This window comes from Bartonella sp. OD88NMGDW (assembly GCF_042193775.1).
Classification (GTDB): domain Bacteria; phylum Pseudomonadota; class Alphaproteobacteria; order Rhizobiales; family Rhizobiaceae; genus Bartonella; species Bartonella grahamii.
Genome location: NZ_JBHIMA010000005.1, coordinates 85,969 through 106,900, shown reverse-complemented (window position 1 = coordinate 106,900; position 20,932 = coordinate 85,969). Strand labels below are relative to the sequence as shown.

Below are 20,932 nucleotides of genomic sequence, written 5' to 3'. Positions count from 1 at the left end.
CACCTTACAAAAATCTTATCAAAGCTGTTGTTTTATTAAAATTACTGGCGGCGTTCAAATCGTCGACGTAAAAAAACCGCAGAAATATTCATGATCGCAAGAAAAATCATTAATACAATAATAGCTCCTGATGTCTTTTCAACAAAAGCGCGCTCTGCTTCACCCGCCCACATAAAAATTTGAACAGGCAAAGCCGTTGCTGGATCCATGGGGGTCGTAGGAATATTCACAACAAAAGCAACCATTCCAATCAAAAGCAAAGGCGCTGTTTCACCCAAAGCCTGCGCGACTCCAATAATTGTGCCTGTCACAATACCAGGCGCAGCTAAAGGAACAACATGATGAAAAATCATTTGTGTTTTTGATGCTCCCAGTCCTAAAGCTGCTGCACGAATAGAGAGAGGAACAGCACGCAGAGCAGAACGTGTTGCAATAATGATCGTGGGAAGAGTCATGAGCGCTAAAACAAGACCACCAACAAAAGAGGCTGAACGTGGTAATCCTAAAAAATTAACAAAAAAAGAGAGTCCTAAAAGACCAAACACAATTGAAGGAACAGCTGCAAGATTATTGATATTAACCTCTATAAAATCTGTAAATTTATTTTTGCGTGCATATTCTTCCAAATAAAGAGCCGTTGCTATGCCTATCGGGAGTGAAACTAATAAAACGATGCCTATCATATAAAGAGAACCAATGATCGCAACACCTAATCCCGCAGTCTCAGGACGACTTGAAGCGCCAAATGTAAAAAAACCAATATTAAATGTTTTATAAAGCGTACCATCATGCGCTAAACGCTTTATCCATTCTACTTGTCGATTAGAAACTTTACGGTTTTTTTCTGCTACACGCAGATCAATCTGTCCCTTATAAGCAGAATCAATATCCGCAGATGCCAAAACTTTAACTTTTTGCATCGTGCCAATCAGTTTTGGATTCTTTGTCACCATTTCACGCAGTTGAACGCGAACACTATTTGAAAACATACGATTAACTTCCCGAAGAGAGGCTCGATCATTTTGATCTATATTAAGTTTCTTTGCTAAAGCATTGCGTACAAGAAGTGGATAATTCGCCGTCATGAGTACTCGCGGTTTTGTTTTATGTTGACCACTTGGATCAATGATCTTTTCATCCAAATAAATCGATAATGTCATTTCACTTTGAAAAAAAGCTGTATAACCCTGACCAATGATAGACCATAAAAGCGTAAATAAAAAAAACAAACCAATAGAAATGGCAATCAAACCATAGGCACGAAAACGACGTTCAGCCCAATACCGACGCTTGAGGCTAATATTGCGACGAGGGAAAAAATCTTCATTCATTCATATTGTTCCCGATATTTACGCACAATATAAAGAGCCAGAATGTTCATCAAAAGTGTCATAACAAAGAGCGTCATTCCTAAGGCAAAAGCCACCAGAGTTTGTGGAGAATTAAACTCAAAGTCACCGGTCAATTGATTAACAATCTTTACAGTCATCGTAGTCATTGCTTCGAAAGGATTGAGTGTTAAGTTTGCTGCAACACCTGCCGCCAAAACCACAATCATTGTTTCTCCAATTGCACGCGATGCCGTCAACAAAATGGCCCCCATAATCCCTGGAAGCGCTGCTGGTATAACAACTTTTTTAATTGTTTCAGATTGCGTTGCGCCTAAACCATAAGAACCTTCACGTAAAATGCGTGGAACAGCCGTAATAACATCATCCGATAAAGAGGAAACAAAAGGTATCAACATAATTCCCATCACAACTCCAGCAGTCAAAACACTTTGTGCCATAATAAAACCACCCCCATCTGAGAGAGACGCAGAGAGATCACGTAAAAATGGTCCTACAACCTTCAAAGCAAAAAAACCATAAACAATGGTTGGGATGCCAGCAAGAACTTCCAACAATGGTTTTACAATTGCTCGCAATCGCGCAGAAGCATACTCAGCCATATAAAGAGCTGAAAATAGTCCTATAGGTACAGCAAAAAGCATGGCGACAAATGCAATATAAAGCGTACCAGCAAGAAGCGGTATTAAACCAAATTGTCCTACTTCATCGCTTGAGCCACTCGCGGAAAAACGCGGATCCCAAACAGTTCCTAAAAAGAAATTTGAAAAGGATACAGACTGAAAAAAGCTCACTGTCTGAAAAAGCATAGAAAGCGCAATGGCTATTGTTGTCAAAACTGCAACAATAGATGCACAAATTAATCCAATAATAATAAAAGATTCAACCTTATTGCGCGCACGCTGATGAGGCGCAATTTGCATCATTCCAAAGATAAAACCAAAGAATGCAATAGCAAAAAGGAAACCATAACCTATAAACTTAAGCTTTTCAGAAGAGAATACCCACGACCGGGCTATTTTGAACACATCATCTGATGCTTCATGAGATACAATCAATCCCTTCGCGAGTAATTGTGCCTGCACTTCCTTATAGGAAGCGGTAGAAAGATTCCCCTCAAAGCGATGAATCATTTTGACGAGACTTCGAAGTGTCTCCCAAAGTAGATCATGATTTACAGACTCTGTTACATGCGCACTATACGCCCCAAGCTCTCGAGAGGCATTATATTCTAAATAAATTGTACTCCCAGCATCCCAAACAATTAAAAAAATAAAAGCTGGAATAACAGTAATCAAAAATGTCCACCAGCCATAATAATACGCACGAGAATGCATCTTATGTTGTCTGTATTCAAGAATGCGTGCTCGCATATAAGAAATACAAAAGCCACAAAATCCAAAAATCAATAACAGCAAAATAATAAAGGAAATGCGCATTTTATCTTTCAGTTTTTATAAAAAATAGCACCCAAGTTTCCTATTCCAGAAATCCAACAAATTTTCCCTGCAAATTATTTCAATGTCATTACTCGACCAGCAGAAAAATCAGAACGCTGCGCTTGACGCTCCTTTTCAGGAGAAACAATCAAACCATATTCAGCCAAAGGACCCTCTGGACCAATCATCTGATCAGAAAGAAAAAAGTCAACATACTCTCGCAAACCTGAAATAATACCTAAATGTGCTTTCTTAATATAGAAAAAAAGCGGACGAGAAACTGGATATTGTCCGCTAGAAATCGTCTCAACTGTTGGCGCAAAACCGTTAATATCGGCAACCTTTAGCCTATCAGCATTATTTTGATAAAAAGACAAACCAAAAATACCAACCCCTGTTTTATTAGAAGTTAGACGCGCAAATGTTTCAGAATAATCACCATCAATATCAACCGCTTTTCCATCCTTACGTATCGCAATACAAGCAGTGTGTATCTCCTTATCATCCATTCCTAAAGACTTCATCACCTCAACTGCCCCACTCTCTTTACACCCCTCAGTAAGTAATTTTTCCTCAAAAACTTCACGCGTCCCATGCTTCTCTCCAGGAATATACGCTGCTATCGTCCAATCAGGAAGAGCACTATTAACTGCACTCCATTTCAAAACATTATTCGGTTGCAACTTTCCGTCTATAATAATTCGAGCAGCAAGAGCTTTATAAACATCTACTGGCTTTAACTTCCAATCAGGACCCTTAATATCTGTTGCAAAAACAATACCATCATACCCAATACGTATTTCCTCAACATCTTTTACACCAGCATCAAAACAAGACTGTAATTCACTCGGCTTCATTGCTCGCGAAGCATTGACAATATCAACGGTGTTCTCCCCAATACCACGGCAGAATTCCTTAATACCAGCTCCTGTTCCACCTGATTCGATAACAGGAACCTTAAAATGGGGATAAATTTCTCCAAATGTCTCAGCAACAATCTTTTGATAAGGTAAAACTGTAGATGAACCAGTAATCTGTATTTGATCGCGCGCATTGCCTCCATTTGCTGACAGCAGTAGCGCAAAAATCAATCCCACTCCAATTGATAATACTCTGCTCATCTATAAACTCCCTAAAAATTGAGGACACAGCCTCTTAATTTATATCATACGGTCATTCTAGTTCACATTTGCAACATAACAAATATAAAAAACAACATGGATCATTTTTTTAAAACCATGTTTTTGTCCTCTGTCAAATAAATTAATTTGAACGCTTGAACTCAATAACATCCCAAAACAAATGAGCAACATCTGTACCGCAGAAGCGTTTAATTTCACGAATTCCTGTAGGAGACGTCACATTAATTTCTGTTATATAATCTCCGATCACATCAATCCCCACAAAAAGAAGACCACGTTCCTTTAAGGCTGGAGCAATACGTTCACAAATCTCATAATCACGTTTTGTTAACTCAACATTTTCCGCGCGACCTCCAACATGCATATTAGAGCGCACATCTGTTTTTGTCGGAATTCGATTAATAGCTCCAACGGGTGTACCATCAAGCAAAATAATCCTTTTATCTCCTTTTCGTACTGCCTCTAAATAGCGCTGAACAATAAAAGGTTCATGATAAATTTCTGCAAACATTTCCAACAATGATGCTAAATTGCGATCATCTTGTTTTAAATAAAAAACACCAGCGCCCCCATTTCCATAAAGTGGTTTAACAATAATATCGCCAAATGTCTCTCTAAAAGCTGTTATTTCTTCAATATCTTTGGTAATTAATGTTTCTGGCATCAGATCAGAAAATTCAGTAACAAAAATTTTTTCTGGGCTATTGCGTACCCATGCTGGATCATTCACAACGAGTGTTTTAGGATGAATACGTTCTAACAAATGAGTCGTCGTGATATAATTGAGATCAAAAGGTGGATCTTGGCGTAAAAGAACCACATCCATATCTGTTAATTCCGTGCGAGCAGGCTTTTCTAATTGATAGTGGCTTCCCTCTTTATCACGCACAATCAATGGCTCTAGTCGTGCAATCACACAACCATCACACAGAGATAAACGATCTGGTGTATAATGGAAGAGAGAATGTCCACGTTCTTGTGCTGCTAAAGCGAGTGCAAATGTCGTATCTCCTTGAATCCGAACTGTTGAAATATGATCCATCTGAATGGCAATTTTCATAAATAAATCCTCCCTATCCTAAAAGCAGACTGGTCTATGCACCATAAACTTAGTAAACAATAAAAGAACTATGACAAGAGAAAATTTATGACACAAGAAACAGATACAAAATTAAACAACAAAGAAATCGAACGCTATGCACGCCACATCATTTTGCCTGAGATTGGTGGTGCAGGGCAACAAAAGCTAAAAAAAGCACGTGTTCTTGTTGTGGGCGCTGGTGGTCTTGGTGCTCCTGTCTTAACCTATTTGGCTGCCGCAGGTGTTGGAACCATTGGAATTGTCGATAACGACATCGTTTCACTTTCCAATTTACAACGCCAAGTTATTCATAAAACAAATGCAATAAACAAAAGAAAAACAGACAGTGCTGAAACCACTATAAAAGCAATAAATCCTCATGTTGTAGTTGAAAAACACACCCTACGCTTAGATAAAAGTAATGTGGATAAACTGCTCAATGCTTACCACATCATTGTTGATGGAAGTGATAATTTTACGACACGCTATCTTCTTGCTGATCACGCTGCCCAATGCAAAAAACCTTTAATAAGTGGTTCTGTAGAACGTTTTAATGGCTCATTAACCGTCCTTATGCCATATAAAGACAATAATCCTCACTATCGCGATTTATTTCCCACGCCTCCGGCTCACGGAACTATCCCAACATGCGCTGAAACTGGAATCATCGGTGTTTTACCTGGCGTTATTGGGACCCTACAAGCAATGGAAGTTATTAAAATGATCACAAATATTGGTGAACCCTTAGTGGGAAAAATTCTTCTCTACAATGGATTATTAGCGCAATTTAATATTATTACTTATAAACGCTCAAATTATAAGAAAAATGCCATAGTTATTAAGAAACTTGGGGAATCATGATTATGTCTCCTCCCGCATTAATTTTTAGCACTCTCGCAATATGTCGCAATATGTATTGAAATACTGATGTTTTATCGTAAGTCATCGAAACACTGTAACCAATGGAAACTATTAAATTTCTCACAAATATGGAAGACCTTTTGTGAAAAAATAATTCTCTATAATAGCTTATCAGCAATAGCTTATCAGCATAATTTCATGTCATCGTCTATAAATGAACAGAGACTCGTGCAAACTTAGCTGCCATCAGTATTCTTGTGTAAAAAATTTTCGAAGTAGATAAAAATATAATCAGCAGAACTCTATTCAACTATTTTACTATTCACACATAAAAATTGCTTCCAATTTGCTTCACATGAAAGTGCTTACTTCACACCATAACCTATAAACAAATAATCTAAATCATATTTTAGTTATCGATACTATAAAAGGTCAATGATCTGTCCCTACACCTCTAACCTCAAGAGAAAACGTCTATTCATCAAGCATCATAAAAAGCAGCTTAGGATTATTGCACGTATAAGAATAATCAATTGTCTCTGTTCGCAAGAAAAGTACATAGGGATTGATGTGTATAGAAGGATTGAGATAAACCTCGTGGAGAGCTTTAATTACATAATTATTGCATTCAGAAGCAGAAAGCTGCAGCTCATGAATTGATAATCCTTCAGCAATAATTTCACAGACAAGTATATGTAGAAAAAGTGAAGCACACAAATCTTGAAAACCAATCTACAGATGACAGCGTAAAGAGTGCATTTTTATAAAAGATCTCTTTAAAATAAGCGAGTCAATATGCAACGTTAAATGTATTCTGTTTTGCGTGAGGGGCGTTCCCCCTAACAAAACATCAATAAGAGCTCTTTTTATAAAACTGTGAAACTAAAATTACAAAAAAAATCAGACTTCTTTCTAAAATTAACATCTATGGTATAAGTTAATTTAGCTCTTTTGCTTTATTATTATCCATTGGTAAAGGAACAGGATGATCGGATAAACTGCGTAAATAAAGCAAAAGATCGGCACGATCTTGGTCATTTTTAATTCCACGAAAAGACATAATGGTCCCAGGAAAAGCTTCACGTGGAGAATGTAGATAACGATCTAACGTTACAAAATCCCATTTTTGATCAAAATGAGCACGCAATGCCCGTGAATAAGCAAAACCTGCTGCTGATGCCAAAGGGCGGTTAACAATCTCCCAAAGAACTGGACCAACACGCCCTGCTTCATTGCGTCCAGAAGTATGGCATATGGCACATTGGCGAAAAATTTTACGGCCATTTTCAAAATTGCCTTGTTGAAGACGACTATTTAGTGATAGGGAGACATCAGGTTCTTTTTGTTTTTCTTGAAATGTATCATCCTTGGCAATTGTATGATGATATTGGACTGATATAGGATGATCGTAAATGATATTGCTGAGTGTGAAAATCCCCACAATAATGACCAGTACACATAAACAAGCACAAATAAAATAAATAAATCTCGGGCGATTCATAAAAACTCAAATGTTCACGGTTTCATTACCATTTTTAGTTTAAGCTTTTTCTTTATAACACACAACATCATAAATGCATCACAGATGACATTTGGAATCTTACAATGGCTCTTGAACCAATTATTCTTATTCCTGCTCGTATAGGCTCAACCCGTCTTCCTCGAAAAGCTCTCGCTGAAATTGGCGGAAAACCGATGATTGTTCATGTCGCAGAACAAGCCAAAAAAGCTGCAATAGGGCGTACGATCGTTGCAACAGATCATAATGATATCGCTAGAGCTGTTGCAGATTATGGGCATGAATGTATCATAACACAAGGTGATCATAAGTCTGGATCTGACCGTATTTATGAAGCTTTAATGCGCATTGATCCGAAACAACGTTACAACGCCATTTTAAATATACAAGGTGACCTACCAACAATAATGCCTCGTGAAATCATTCATGCACTACGCCCTTTAGAAAATAGCTTTACTGATATTGCAACCTTGGGTGCTCGAATCATTGAAGAAAATGAAAAAAGAGATCCCAATGTCGTCAAAATCATTGGTACACCGCTTTCTCAAAATCGCCTTCGTGCTCTTTATTTTACGCGCGCCACAGCACCCTATGGAGATGGTCCTCTTTATCATCATATTGGAATATACGCTTATCGGCGCGAAGCACTTGAGAAATTTGTATCATTCAAACCCTCTACACTTGAGCAACGTGAAAAACTTGAACAATTACGTGCATTAGAAAACAATATGCGTATCGATGTGGAAATAGTCGATACAATTCCCTTAGGTGTAGACACACAACATGATCTCGATAGAGTTTGTGAGATTTTAGCATGAAAATACTTCAAAAAACCAATAAAATTTCTTTCCAAGGAGAATACGGCGCTAATTCCCACATTGCTTGCTCCAATATGTTCCCCAATATGGATGCTGTTCCCTCTGCTACTTTTGAAGACGCACTTAATTTAGTGGAAAGTGGGCAAGCTGATCTTGCTATGATCCCTATTGAAAATACTCTTGCGGGACGCGTTGCAGACATTCATCATCTTTTACCGCAATCATCCCTTTATATTATTGATGAATATTTTTTACCTATCCATTTTCAATTAATGGTTTTGCCCGGCGTTACATATGACGAAATTAAAACCGTCCACAGCCATACGCATGCCCTTGCACAATGCCGAAAAATCATACGAAACAACGGTTGGAAACCTGTTGTTTCTGCAGACACCGCTGGAGCTGCAAAATTTATTAAAAAAAATGCTAAACGTTCACAGGCTGCCTTAGCACCTTTAATCGCAGCAGAACTCTATGGACTTGATATTCTTGAAAGAGATGTTGAAGATAACCCTCATAATATTACCCGTTTTGTCATCCTTTCACGCTCCAAACGACATGTCCCCAAACCTAAAAATGGCGAAAAAATCATCACCAGTCTTCTTTTTCGAGTGCGCAATGTCCCCGCTGCTCTCTATAAAGCTATGGGAGGATTTGCAACAAATGGTATCAATATGACAAAATTAGAAAGCTATCAAATTGGTGGAAATTTCAATGCAACACAATTCTTTGTTGATATTGAAGGACATCCTGAAGACCCGATGATGAAACTTGCCTTAGAAGAATTATCTTTCTTTTCTGCAGAACTGCGTATTATCGGTACTTATCCAGCACAAAACGATCGAACATCGTATATATAAAAGCAATTAAACTGCCATCATTCTTTGCTGATATCAAAGAGCATCGTAAAAATTTCATGATGCGACGCATCTTGGAAGAGCTCGTTTTTTTCTACTCAACACCCTTCATAAAAACTGAAGAAGAAAAAACGGTTCATAAAAGAATATATAAATTATTTCCATAATACTTTTTCACAAATTATATCATGATAAAAAGCAATTCAACTTGTATAAAAACCAATGTAAAAAACACAGTAACCAAAAATAAAAACACTTGTACCATATATTTCCCTTTATATATTATAGAGAGGTTCTTGAAACAAGTCATTTCTTCTGATAGTTTATGCCAATAAAGATAACGAACTTCTAATTAACTCTCAAAACAATTCAAATTATTATACATGATAGAACATTCAAATTTATTAGAATGATATTAGTCTGAACATGGTTTAAAGCTAGAAAATACAACTCAAACCTGCTTTTAGCATTAAGTTTGAACTTTCATCTTTATAAAAACTGATTTATGATTCATCTCACTTTAGAAAAAAGGAGAGGATAATGAAAAAAATCTTCACGCAAGGATTATTAGCCGCAAATATTCTCGCCTACTCTAGTGTTGCATTTGCTGGCTTTGGTGAGAAAAAATGGAATTTTGCGCTGGATGAAAGTGTTGTGATCACCCCATCCGATATTGTCCATCAAGGAGTTGAATACTCTTGTAGTATCTTTAAACCGAATAAAGTATCCTTCACTTTATCATACTCTACCCCTTCTGATCTAAACAAATTGAGAATTGTTGTTGATGATGAAAAAAAAATAACCCATGATAAAGAAAAAAAGGTCTTTACACTAAAAAATATAAAATCTCTTCATATAAGTTTTCCTTCGTCAGGACATTATATTTTTAAAAATATTACGAAGAAAAAAGTTGTTGGAACCAATTGTGACACAGGAGATTATGATTAATAATATTTCTGTAACATCTAAATTTGAGTAGATTTATTTTTTTCAGTTATTTTTTCAAAATACAGCATAATGAGCTATTAAAACTAATCGCCGAAGAGGTATTTTTATACTAATATGGAAAACCTTAAGCTGCTCAGAACGTTAGATATTAAAGGACTTTTGCAAAAACTAAAAGACTAAACTTAAATTGTTCTGGATTTTCTACTATCAGAGCTATTTTTTAATAAGAATATGACTTCTATCTTCGTAGCTGCTTCATTTTAAGTGCTATGAAGCACATCTTACCCAAATCACTTAGATAAACAGATTTGAAACTATAAAATGTCGCTTATATCGAATAAGAACCATTTTTACGCTTATAAAACCAGTACCCCCTTATTTCTATAGCGCTGAATGTTGCATCTTCTCTTGTATGAGCACAGTCACTTAAAAAATATATGAAACCTTTTCTCAAATGATGAAAATTCATATATTGATCCATCTTGTGATAAACATCGATGTTTTTTAATTAAAAGAACAAGCACGCAAAGAGCGATAACATCTACTCAGTATTTATATTCGTATATGTTAAAAGAAAAAATATTACGTATTTGATATTCTCATTCACTATAGAAATCAGGTGGTGGTCTTATAAGCTATTTAAGATATTGACTTATCATTATAAGACTTTGATTTTTTTATACTGAATTACAACCACGAATAAAGTAAGATCCTCCCATCTTAAATCTTCATATTAAATCAATTAAAATCGTTTCCTTGAAAGTTACAAATGGAGGTGGTGTGTGAGTAAAAACGATTAAAAAAGAATAAAAAAGCTTCTTATAAAGCCTCTCAAGTGCAAGGGATCGCAATATTGGGAATTGTTAATAGTATGAGAGCTCAAATTTAGACTTTTATTAAGCATAAAGAGGATAGTGCACAATGGATTTACACCTCAAGGGAAATATGTATACTATTTACGAGCGGGGTTTGAAATATCGTTAAGAGTACTGAGCAATAGCTCTTTAAAAAGCATGTAAATGAACAACATTAAGTTGTTCTGTTTGAGATGTTCTGTTTTGTGTGAGAGGAGCAACATCATTAAAGCAATATTTGCTAATTATTTAAATAGCACTCTTCCCCCTAACTTTCGAATGTTAGCCAATTACATGATCTATCTACTTTATTTGCTTCTTTGACTGTTGTAAATTTTTGATGATTCAATTTCGTAGTTTTAGAACAGACATATCTATCCTAAAACTCTTACATATTTCAGCGAATGAGAATAATTATACATTCAGATTATCTTAAGCGAAAAATATTTTCATACCAAATAAATATGAAGAGCTACTGCTATGAAAACTGATAAATCCATAATCTCTTTGTTGTTTATATGTCAATAAATTAAACGCAAAGGAAAATTCTTCGTCGTTCTTAGGATATTTTTCGTTTCTGAGCTTGATTTTTCATTCCAAATCGACAATATGAACTTGGGAGGTTGGTGGTGGACGAACTGCTCGCCAACTGGGTCAGGTCTGGAAAGAAGCAGCCCCAACGAGTTCTGGTACGGGTCATCGTGCCAACCTCCTATTTTTCTGAAGAAATTATTTTTTATGCTGTCTTTTAGCGAGGTATTTTTAATCTTCAGAGCGGCATTTGTATGCAGCAAATAAAGGGGTTTGGTTATTTTTTAACAAATTGTCCCATAAATAATTTGATTAAGAAAAAATCCTTTTATATGAAACTACAGTATTGATCTATGCTTTTGTGTTATCAAGATGTACGCATAAAGAACTTCGAAGTTGGAAATATTCATGGAAAATGTACCGGTAGAAACAGCCTATCGTGTTCTTGCTCGTAAATATCGACCCCAAAACTTCTCTGACCTTATTGGTCAGGAAGCTATGGTGCGTACTCTCACCAACGCCTTTGAAAAAGGTCGTATTGCACAAGCGTGGATGTTAACAGGGATTCGTGGCGTAGGTAAAACCACAACAGCACGTATTTTGGCACGTGCGCTTAATTATAAAACAAAAGATATTGACCAACCGACAACCGTATTAGACTCTCTTGGTGAACATTGCACACAAATTATCGAAGGACGCCATATTGATGTTATAGAAATGGATGCCGCTTCTCATACGGGCATTGATGATATTCGTGAAATTATTGAACAAATACGCTATCGTCCTGTTTCTGCACGTTATAAGGTTTATATTATCGATGAAGTACATATGCTCTCAACACAAGCCTTTAATGGTTTATTGAAAACTCTTGAAGAACCACCGTCCCATGTGAAATTTATTTTTGCCACAACAGAAATTCGCAAAGTTCCTATTACAATCCTTTCGCGTTGCCAACGTTTTGATTTGCGGCGTATTGAATCAAAAGCTTTGAGTGCACATTTGCGCCAAATTGCGAAATATGAAAAGGTAGAAGTAGAAGATCAAGCACTCTCTATGATTGCCCGTGCTGCAGAAGGATCTGCACGTGATGCATTATCCATTTTTGATCAAGCGATTGCCCATAGCAATGGCAATGTTAATGCCATTGCGGTGCGTACAATGTTAGGATTAGCGGATCAAGCACGTATTATTGATCTTTTTGAATTTATCATGAAGGGCGATGTTGTTAATGCATTACATGAATTACGCAGTCAATATGAGGCAGGTGCTGATCCTCTTACTGTATTGACAGAACTAGCCGATTTTAATCATCTGGTTACACGTTTACGTTTTACACCAGAAATAGTGGAAGATTTCTCACTGACTGAAGAACAACGTTTAAGAAGCTTAAACTTTTCAAAAAAACTTTCCGTTCCTGTTTTATCCCGAAACTGGCAAATGTTACTCAAAGGTTTGCAGGAAGTTAATCAAACTGCACGTCCGCTTCAAGCCGCTGAAATGCTTTTAATTCGTCTTGCTCACACGGCTGAGTTACCAACTCTTGATGAAGCTTTAAAAAAGCTTACGCAAGAAAAAACATCTCTCACATTGGTTAAAAACTCTTCTCATCAAGAATCTACAAATACAAATAATATAACAAAAGAAACAATGGTCGAAGCCTATGCTTCCTCGAGCGTTTCAAATACATTACCAGATCAATCAGATTTAAAAACATCCTTGAAAAACCAATTAGATCATTCCTTAAAACAGGAAAATTTAGTTAGAAATCGAAACCCTGACAAAATCAACGCCCAAGAAATAACAGAAACTCTTGAAACTTCTCAATCTATTGATCTTTCTGAAAAGAGTGCAAATTTATCGCATTCTGTCACGCAAACAACGGAAAAGATTACTCAACCTAAAACTCTAGTGATTAATTCTTTGCACGATATTGTTCAATTAGCCGAACAGCATAATGATGCTCCTTTCAAACTCCTTATTAAAGAATTTGTTCATCCTGTTTCTTTTGAAGCTGGGCATATTACCTTAAGACTTTCTGAAAATACCCCTCAATTTCTTGCTCATGATATAGAAAAAAAGATATCTCAATGGACTGAAAAACGCTGGACAATAACTTTTGTTAATGAAGGAGGTGGCCCAACCTTACAGGAGGAAAGTATAGCGATTCAAAAGACTCTTTTTTCCAATGCAGAAACAGATCCAGATATCGCGAAAATCCTCAACCATTTTCCAGAAGCAAAAATTGTCGATATTCGACTCAATAAAGAAGAAAATGATCTTGATTTACTCCCCAATACCTTTAAAAATGCTGATATTTTAAAAAATAAAAATGATATCAATGATGAATAAGGATACCTATTCCTATGCGTGAAATGATGAGCATGATGAAAAAAGCCAAAGAAATGCAAGAAAAAATGCAGAAGATTCAGGAAGAAATAGCTAATCTGCAAGCTACCGGCACTGCAGGGGGGGGGCTCGTCAATATCACTTTAAATGGCAAAAATATTATAACAGCAATTCAAATTGATCCTTCATTACTCAACCCTGAGGAAGCTGAAATTCTCGAAGATCTCATTATGGCAGCTTATAATGAAGCAAGAACAAAAATCGAAATTGCAATAGAAGAAAAAACCAAAAGTATAACGGCAGGGTTACCGCTCCCTTCAGCTTTCAAGCTTCCATTTTAATGAAACGGATCTTTTTCTTGGGACAAAAATATGTCTAAATACATTGCAGGACCTGAGATTGAACGTCTCATTCAGATTTTATCACGTATACCAGGTCTTGGTCCACGTTCAGCGCGTCGTGCTGCGCTTCATCTTATCAAAAAAAAAGAGACATTGCTGGAGCCTTTAGGAGCAGCTATACAAGCAGCTATAGAAAAAGTTGGCATTTGTTCTGTTTGTGGAAATGTCGATACCATTGATCCTTGTTCAATTTGTACAGATCCTCGCCGCGATGATACAACAATTATCGTTGTTGAAGATATTGCTGATCTGTGGGCTCTTGAGCGCGCAAAAACTTTAGCCGCACGTTACCATGTATTGGGTGGACGACTCTCCCCCTTAGATGGAATAGGTCCTGACGAACTCAACATTGCCACCTTAATACAACGTGTTGTACAAAACCCTATTAGGGAGATTATTCTTGCTGTCAATGCGACTGTCGAAGGTCAAACAACTGCTCACTATATCACCGATCAGCTTTCCAATTTTTCAGTTAAAATTACGCGACTTGCTCATGGTGTTCCTGTAGGAGGCGAACTTGATTATCTTGATGATGGAACTTTAGCAGCAGCTGTACAAGCACGAACAAATCTTTAAAACTCGCTTCTAATGCCCATTGTCTCTTCTTACTTGTTATTTTTTTCTTTTTATGAGGGAATATTAAAATGTCAAAGAAAAAACTTTCCCTTGTGAATAATTTTGGTCCAGGTATTCTATTATGCCTGCTCATATCTGCCTTAGCTTATGGTTTAGAAGTGATAGAAAAACTGTTTTCCGCAGAAGCATGGCTTGAAAGCCTTGTTTTGGCAATTCTCTTAGGATCCATTACTCGTAGCTGTTTTAATCTGCCAAAATATTTCCAAAAAGGTATAACCTTTTGTGCAAAAACGCTTCTTGAAATTGCTATTGTTCTTTTAGGGGCAAGCATTAGCATCCATGCTGTTCTTTCAGCCGGTTGGAATTTGCTTGCAAGCATCGTATTCGTTATATTTATAACCATCCTCATTAGTTTTGTTATAGGCAGACTTTTTGGACTTTCTGCCAATTTAGCAATGCTAGTCGCTTGTGGTAATGCCATTTGTGGCAATTCAGCTATCGTTGCAACTGCCCCTGTCATCCATGCTAAACATGAAGATGTAGCGGCAGCAATTGCTTTTACCGCTCTTTTAGGGGTTCTTATTATTTTATTTCTCCCTTTTTTACACCCACTTTTGAATTTATCATTTAACCAATATGGTGTGCTTGCAGGAATGGTTGTTTATGCTGTACCACAAGTCTTAGCAGCAACAGCGCCAATATCTTTCGTAAGCGTTCAAATTGCAACAATTGTCAAATTGGTGCGGGTTTTAATGTTGGGCCCTGTTATTTTTATCCTATCCATCATCTATCGTCGATCAGCACAAACACATTTTCGTCTACACACTCTCGTCCCATGGTTTATCATTGGCTTTATTATCATGATGCTTGTTCGCTCAAGTGGTCTTATCCCTGAAAAGGCTATCAATCCAATCAAACTTATTGCTCAACTGTTCACGGTCATTTCAATGGCAGCTTTAGGATTAGGTGTTGATATCCGCTCATTAAAAAAAGCAGGATGGCGCGTTATTTTAGCTTCAACTTCCTCCATACTCCTTCTTGGCGCTTGTAGCCTTATCATGATAGGATTAATTGATCTGAACCATATAACATTTTGAAATATGCATTTATTATTTTTTTCAACAGAGCATGCAATCAATTCAAAGGCTCACTAAGTATTAAAAGCAGTTTTTTATAAAACCAGCAAAAGTTCTAAAAAACTGCTCATTATTCTATACAAAAAATTGAAAGAGCTGTTATGTTAAGTGAAGACTATCAGAATTACTTTTTCAATTAGCTTTTCAGTCCATAATGATTTGCAATGACGTAGTATCAAATACGTAACTCATGTAAAACAATGCCATTTCTTTCATCTTCTCATTACGCTGAAGTTTTTATACAAAGACTGATAAAATATGCTCTTGTTTGGAAAAAATATGGGGTCATGGCTTTCCCCCTTTTAAATTACTTTTACTTACTATGTAATATAAGTGGCATCGTCGTACTATTTGATAGCTTAAAATGTTGTGACAATCCTTACATTTAAACGATTCGTAAAAGGAGTTTTTATTCACACCCTAATTTCGCTTGTAATTTACAAGCTAATAACTTTAATTGTTTTGCCATAAGTATATTTGAGATAAGAGAATCTTACAATATTCAAGGTACTCATTCAAAAAGTGATAACAAATAGGGATTAAATCAACATCTCGTTCTATCCCATAAAAAGATATTGTTGCTTATTGGCACTAGTAACTCTCTTATAAATGAAATATACGATAATAAAAAGATTAAAAATACAGCAGGACTTTTGTTTATCATTTTATTCGACTAAAATATTTTTATGCTTATCCTTGCTATAGATACTGCTTCAATTTATTGTGCTGTTGCGCTCATTCATCATAAATCTGTTATTGCGCGTATCAATGAGCGCATGAACAAAGGACATGCTGAAAAACTTATTGGGCAGATTACACAAATAATGACACAAGCCAATATGACGCTTGATCAAGTTGAGCGTATTGCTGTCAATATTGGACCTGGATCATTTACTGGTGTACGTGTCGGTGTTGCAACAGCGCGCGCTTTGGCATTAGCACTTGAAATACCTGCTGTTGGAGTGAGTGCTCTTGAAGCGTTAGCAGCACAAGTAATAAACAGTAAAAGTACAGCATCAGCAATTACTGTTGTCATTGAAGCAGGGAGAGAGATGTTCTACCATCAAAATTTTCATAATGATCTCACACCTTTAGGAGCGCCGGGATTAAAAACAATTGAAAATATCCTCGAAGATTTGCCAAAAAAAACCCGACTGACTGGCCCAGCTGCTGATGCCGTTGTGGAGCATATTAAAAGCCATAAAATAAACGAAAAAATTGTCCTAGAAAAAATCCCCTGCGAAGCGGCTGATATTGTAAACTATGCTTATCTTGCTGCAAACAAACAATCAAAAAATTCGCCTCGCCCACTCTATCTACGCAGCGCTGATGCAAAACAACAAACCAATTTTGCTTTACCACAAAAAAAATAATGCCCAAATTTTCATTGACAAAAAAGATTTTTGGAATTGCTCCGCTACAAGTTAATGATAGTGCTCCTCTTCATCAAATTCATCAACATTGTTTTACCCCGTCTTGGGGAAAAGAAGCTTTTGATAATTTCTTAACAGATCACTCTATCTTCGGATACAAAGTTTTTCTCATCGATCGCTCTGATCAAATTTTAGGCTTTTGCCTATGCCGTCTCATCCTTGATGAAGCAGAAATTATCACGATTGCTGTTCACCCTCATTATCGTCAACAAGGAATTGGTACCTTTCTGATCGAAAGAACAGTTCACCATCTTCACGACAAAGGCGCTATAAAATTATTCTTGGAAGTAGAAGCCACAAACCTTTCTGCTTTGAACCTTTATCAACGCTTTGAATTTCAAAAAATTTCTGAACGTCTTGCCTACTACCCGTCAAAAAATGGTCGTGGTGATGCAATTATCATGCAAAAAACTTTTAAGTAAATAGATTGAGATTTGTGTAAAAAACATTTACACATGCACCATGAATAAAGTAAATCCTAAAAATACACCTCCTGTTGCTCCGAAAAAGGTTTTTATCAAAACCTATGGATGTCAAATGAATGTTTATGATAGCCAACGGATGACTGATAGCCTCAGTTCGCAAGGCTATGTAACAACACAATTTCCCAATGATGCCGATCTTATTCTTGTTAATACCTGTCATATTCGTGAAAAAGCAGCAGAAAAACTTTATTCTGATCTCGGTCGTTTGCGCGTTATGCGTCAAGAGCGCACACCTGATAAACCCCTGATGGTTGGTGTAACGGGTTGCGTTGCACAAGCTGAGGGAAGTGAGATCTTGCGCCGTGCTCCAACAGTGGATCTTGTTATTGGTCCGCAAATGTATCATCGCTTGCCAGAATTGTTAGAGAAGGCCAAACAAGGAAAAAAAATTATCGAAACAGACTATGCTGTTGAAGATAAATTTGCTCATTTGCCACCCCATAATAAACATGCAGTAAGAAAACGAGGTGTTAGCGCATTTTTAACAGTACAGGAAGGTTGCGATAAATTTTGCACTTTTTGTGTTGTGCCCTATACACGCGGTGCCGAAATATCACGATCCGTTGAGCAAATTACTGAAGAAGCCCTTCAACTCATCGAAGCGGGTGTCAAAGAAATTACACTGCTTGGACAAAATGTCAATGGTTGGCATGGACAAAGTGCTGATGGCAAAACTTGGCGTCTTGGCGATCTTCTTTATCATCTTGCAAAACTCGATGGTTTAAAGCGTTTGCGTTACACAACCAGCCACCCACGTGATATGGATGATAGCCTTATTGCCGCGCATCGAGATCTTGATATGTTAATGCCTTACCTCCATCTTCCTGTTCAATCAGGTTCAGATCGCATCTTAAAAGCTATGAACCGCCAACACAAAAGCTCTCATTATCTTCATCTTATCGAAAAAATTCGAACCGCACGGCCAGACATTGCCTTTTCAGGCGATTTCATTGTAGGATTTCCAGGAGAAACAGATGAAGACTTTGAAGAAACCATTAAACTTATTCAACAAGTACAGTACAGTTCAGCTTATTCTTTTAAATATTCTCCCCGTCCTGGAACAGTGGGAGCCACAATGAAAAATTATGTTGATGAATCTGTAAAAGATGCCCGCCTTCAACAGTTACAAGTCCTTCTCCTTGAACAACAAAATGCGTTTTTGCGTTCTAAAATTGGTCAAAAAACTAACGTTCTCATCGAAAAACCTGGACGTCACTCAGGGCAAATGGTAGGACGTTCCCCTTGGCTTTTACCTGTTGTCGTAGATACAGAAGCCTCTACAGGTAGCGTAATAGAAATTCATATTAAAAATGCAAGCTCAAACAGTTTTGTTGGTGAAATGACAAATAGATAAACATACCTCTAAAACCTTGTTCACAATAAATATTTTGGAAAACTCTTTTATTTTAAAAGAAAATGATTACATCTAAAACGTGCACTTTTCTAAAAAATTGTCTTTTATAAAATTTACTTAACAAAACGTGCAATATTTATGTAGATATGGAGAATAGGCTGAAAGCTTCAACCGAAAAAATAAAGCGTATTAAAGAAAAAGTAAATATGTCCCTTGAAAAGGCTGATAACTTGAAACAAACAAGCGCTTCAGATCCGAGCCAAGTTGTTTTGATTTTCGAAAATAATAAATATGCAAAAGCAGTTTTTGGTAAATTTGACGAAAATCTCGCTTATATCGAAAAAAAACTTGAACTTAGTATTCATCCGCGTGGTAATGAAGTCTTAATCCGTGGAAGTATTTCTGTTATAAAACGTGCGCAATATGTATTGCAGCAACTTTATGAACGTGCCCAAACACATCAAGAGCTCACTTTATCAGATATAAAAGGAGCACTTGCTATGGCAAATATACCAAAGAAGCAGAAAGAAGACACAATAACATACAAATCTGCAACGAAACGTATACCAGCAAGGTTGAGTACCCATAAAAAAATAATTCATGCAAGAACTCCAACACAAGATGCTTACATACGCGCTATGGAGCATACTGAGCTTGTATTTGGTGTAGGACCAGCAGGAACAGGCAAAACGTATCTTGCTGTTGCTCATGCTGCAATGCTTCTAGAACGTGGTATCATTGAGCGAATTATTCTCTCACGTCCGGCTGTTGAAGCTGGAGAACATCTTGGTTTTCTTCCCGGTGATCTCAAAGAAAAAGTCGACCCATATTTACGACCACTTTATGATGCTCTTTATGATATGATGCCCGCTGAAAAAATAGAACGCATTTTAGCTTCTGGTGTCATAGAAATTGCTCCTCTTGCCTTTATGCGCGGACGAACACTTGCCCATGCTGCTGTTATTCTTGATGAGGCACAAAATACTACGCCCATGCAAATGAAGATGTTCCTCACACGTCTTGGTGAAGGAACACGTATGATTGTTACCGGTGACGTAAGCCAAATTGATTTGCCTACAGGGCAAAAATCAGGTCTCATTGAAGCAATTCGCATTCTTTCAAATGTAGAAAATATTGCAATTGTACATTTTGATGAAGAAGATGTTATACGCCATCCACTTGTTGCTGCTATCGTTCGTGCTTATGATCGTGATTCCGAAATACAAAATAAAAAAAAATCATTCGCATGCGATGCATTAAAAAATGAATTTGATTCATCATGATTATTATTGATATAATGGTCAAAAGCGCAGGGTGGAATGATGAGAAAATGCTTTATAATATCACTGAAAAAGCATTAATGACGACTATGCATCATGTTTCATTGGAAAATGTTGTAAGCGAGATTAGCCTGCTTTTTACGGATGATAAACATATGGCACAAATCAATGCACAATGGCGCAACAAAAACAAATCTACTAATGTATTATCCTTTCCTGCTTTTCCACTTAAAGCTGGAAATCCTCCTGGTCCCATGCTCGGTGATATTATTATTGCGCGAGAGACTGTTGTTCTCGAAGCAGAAAAACAAGGAAAAACATTTCAAGACCATTTAACGCATATGATTGTTCATGGTATCTTGCATCTGCTTGGCTATGACCATGAAACTGATAATGAAGCATATCAAATGGAAAAGCTCGAAAGAGAAATTCTGCAAAAGCTTTCCATAAAAGATCCTTACGCTGAATTGTCTATAAATGATAAAATTTAACTTTTAAAATCAATATTACGAGCATACCATT

18 protein-coding genes and 1 other RNA gene are annotated in these 20,932 nt (G+C 36.8%); 14 read left to right on the top strand and 5 right to left on the bottom strand.

Translation table 11 applies throughout. The features are described 5' to 3' along the window. Positions 1 to 41 precede the first annotated feature (41 nt). The 4 genes from pstA to gshB all read right to left on the bottom strand — a co-directional run bounded on the left by pstA (position 42) and on the right by gshB (position 4,990). Entirely contained in the window at positions 42 to 1,331 is a 1,290-nt protein-coding gene (pstA, locus tag ACFIJR_RS05615; RefSeq protein ID WP_375653793.1) for a phosphate ABC transporter permease PstA, read from the bottom strand. Beyond that, positions 1,328 to 2,788, bottom strand: a complete 1,461-nt coding sequence (pstC, locus tag ACFIJR_RS05610) for a phosphate ABC transporter permease subunit PstC (RefSeq protein WP_375653791.1) — start codon at positions 2,786 to 2,788, stop codon at positions 1,328 to 1,330. Before pstC ends, pstA begins: the two co-directional genes overlap by 4 nt. A 74-nt stretch (positions 2,789 to 2,862) precedes the next feature. Next, positions 2,863 to 3,909 carry a substrate-binding domain-containing protein gene (locus ACFIJR_RS05605; RefSeq protein WP_375626798.1) on the bottom strand — a complete coding sequence of 349 codons (1,047 nt, stop codon included), beginning with the start codon at positions 3,907 to 3,909 and terminating at the stop codon, positions 2,863 to 2,865. Between the two features lie 142 nt (positions 3,910 to 4,051). Beyond that, entirely contained in the window at positions 4,052 to 4,990 is a 939-nt protein-coding gene (gshB, locus tag ACFIJR_RS05600; protein WP_375626796.1) for a glutathione synthase, read from the bottom strand. Positions 4,991 to 5,077: 87 nt separating this feature from the next. On the opposite strand from gshB, the gene ACFIJR_RS05595 reads away from it, so the two are divergent. Then, positions 5,078 to 5,872, top strand: coding sequence for a molybdopterin-synthase adenylyltransferase MoeB (locus tag ACFIJR_RS05595; protein ID WP_375626794.1), 795 nt, complete (start codon positions 5,078 to 5,080; stop codon positions 5,870 to 5,872). Positions 5,873 to 6,809: 937 nt separating this feature from the next. Here the strand turns inward: ACFIJR_RS05595 and ACFIJR_RS05590 are convergent. Then, entirely contained in the window at positions 6,810 to 7,373 is a 564-nt protein-coding gene (locus tag ACFIJR_RS05590) for a c-type cytochrome (RefSeq protein WP_375653790.1), read from the bottom strand. 104 nt (positions 7,374 to 7,477) lie between these two features. On the opposite strand from ACFIJR_RS05590, the gene ACFIJR_RS05585 reads away from it, so the two are divergent. From ACFIJR_RS05585 to ybeY, 13 genes are all read left to right on the top strand, one after another. Further along, the gene (locus ACFIJR_RS05585; protein ID WP_375653789.1) at positions 7,478 to 8,209 is read left to right on the top strand and encodes a 3-deoxy-manno-octulosonate cytidylyltransferase; all 732 of its coding nucleotides are present in this window, start codon (positions 7,478 to 7,480) and stop codon (positions 8,207 to 8,209) included. Further along, on the top strand, positions 8,206 to 9,069 hold the full coding sequence (locus tag ACFIJR_RS05580) for a prephenate dehydratase (RefSeq protein WP_375653787.1): 864 nt from the start codon (positions 8,206 to 8,208) through the stop codon (positions 9,067 to 9,069). Before ACFIJR_RS05585 ends, ACFIJR_RS05580 begins: the two co-directional genes overlap by 4 nt. A gap of 537 nt (positions 9,070 to 9,606) precedes the next feature. After that, positions 9,607 to 10,014, top strand: a complete 408-nt coding sequence (locus ACFIJR_RS05575) for a hypothetical protein (protein ID WP_375653786.1) — start codon at positions 9,607 to 9,609, stop codon at positions 10,012 to 10,014. A gap of 1,472 nt (positions 10,015 to 11,486) precedes the next feature. Next, positions 11,487 to 11,584, top strand: an RNA gene (gene ffs / locus ACFIJR_RS05570) — signal recognition particle sRNA small type. A 223-nt stretch (positions 11,585 to 11,807) separates the two neighbouring features. Continuing rightward, entirely contained in the window at positions 11,808 to 13,748 is a 1,941-nt protein-coding gene (locus ACFIJR_RS05565; RefSeq protein WP_375653785.1) for a DNA polymerase III subunit gamma/tau, read from the top strand. 14 nt (positions 13,749 to 13,762) lie between these two features. Beyond that, the gene (locus ACFIJR_RS05560) at positions 13,763 to 14,086 is read left to right on the top strand and encodes a YbaB/EbfC family nucleoid-associated protein (RefSeq protein WP_375653783.1); all 324 of its coding nucleotides are present in this window, start codon (positions 13,763 to 13,765) and stop codon (positions 14,084 to 14,086) included. A 30-nt stretch (positions 14,087 to 14,116) separates the two neighbouring features. Beyond that, positions 14,117 to 14,722 carry a recombination mediator RecR gene (recR, locus tag ACFIJR_RS05555; RefSeq protein WP_375626777.1) on the top strand — a complete coding sequence of 202 codons (606 nt, stop codon included), beginning with the start codon at positions 14,117 to 14,119 and terminating at the stop codon, positions 14,720 to 14,722. A 68-nt stretch (positions 14,723 to 14,790) separates the two neighbouring features. Next, positions 14,791 to 15,819: a YeiH family protein gene (locus ACFIJR_RS05550; protein WP_375626774.1), complete on the top strand. Its 1,029-nt coding sequence runs from the start codon at positions 14,791 to 14,793 to the stop codon at positions 15,817 to 15,819. 725 nt (positions 15,820 to 16,544) lie between these two features. Continuing rightward, positions 16,545 to 17,231 (top strand): tRNA (adenosine(37)-N6)-threonylcarbamoyltransferase complex dimerization subunit type 1 TsaB, encoded by a 687-nt coding sequence (gene tsaB, locus ACFIJR_RS05545; RefSeq protein WP_375626772.1) that lies wholly within the window; start codon positions 16,545 to 16,547, stop codon positions 17,229 to 17,231. Then, positions 17,231 to 17,713: a ribosomal protein S18-alanine N-acetyltransferase gene (gene rimI / locus ACFIJR_RS05540; RefSeq protein ID WP_375626770.1), complete on the top strand. Its 483-nt coding sequence runs from the start codon at positions 17,231 to 17,233 to the stop codon at positions 17,711 to 17,713. Before tsaB ends, rimI begins: the two co-directional genes overlap by 1 nt. A gap of 40 nt (positions 17,714 to 17,753) precedes the next feature. Continuing rightward, positions 17,754 to 19,130: a tRNA (N6-isopentenyl adenosine(37)-C2)-methylthiotransferase MiaB gene (gene miaB / locus ACFIJR_RS05535; protein WP_375626768.1), complete on the top strand. Its 1,377-nt coding sequence runs from the start codon at positions 17,754 to 17,756 to the stop codon at positions 19,128 to 19,130. Between the two features lie 158 nt (positions 19,131 to 19,288). Next, positions 19,289 to 20,413 (top strand): PhoH family protein, encoded by a 1,125-nt coding sequence (locus ACFIJR_RS05530; protein ID WP_375626873.1) that lies wholly within the window; start codon positions 19,289 to 19,291, stop codon positions 20,411 to 20,413. Next, positions 20,410 to 20,901 carry an rRNA maturation RNase YbeY gene (gene ybeY / locus ACFIJR_RS05525; protein ID WP_375625647.1) on the top strand — a complete coding sequence of 164 codons (492 nt, stop codon included), beginning with the start codon at positions 20,410 to 20,412 and terminating at the stop codon, positions 20,899 to 20,901. Before ACFIJR_RS05530 ends, ybeY begins: the two co-directional genes overlap by 4 nt. Positions 20,902 to 20,932 lie beyond the last annotated feature (31 nt).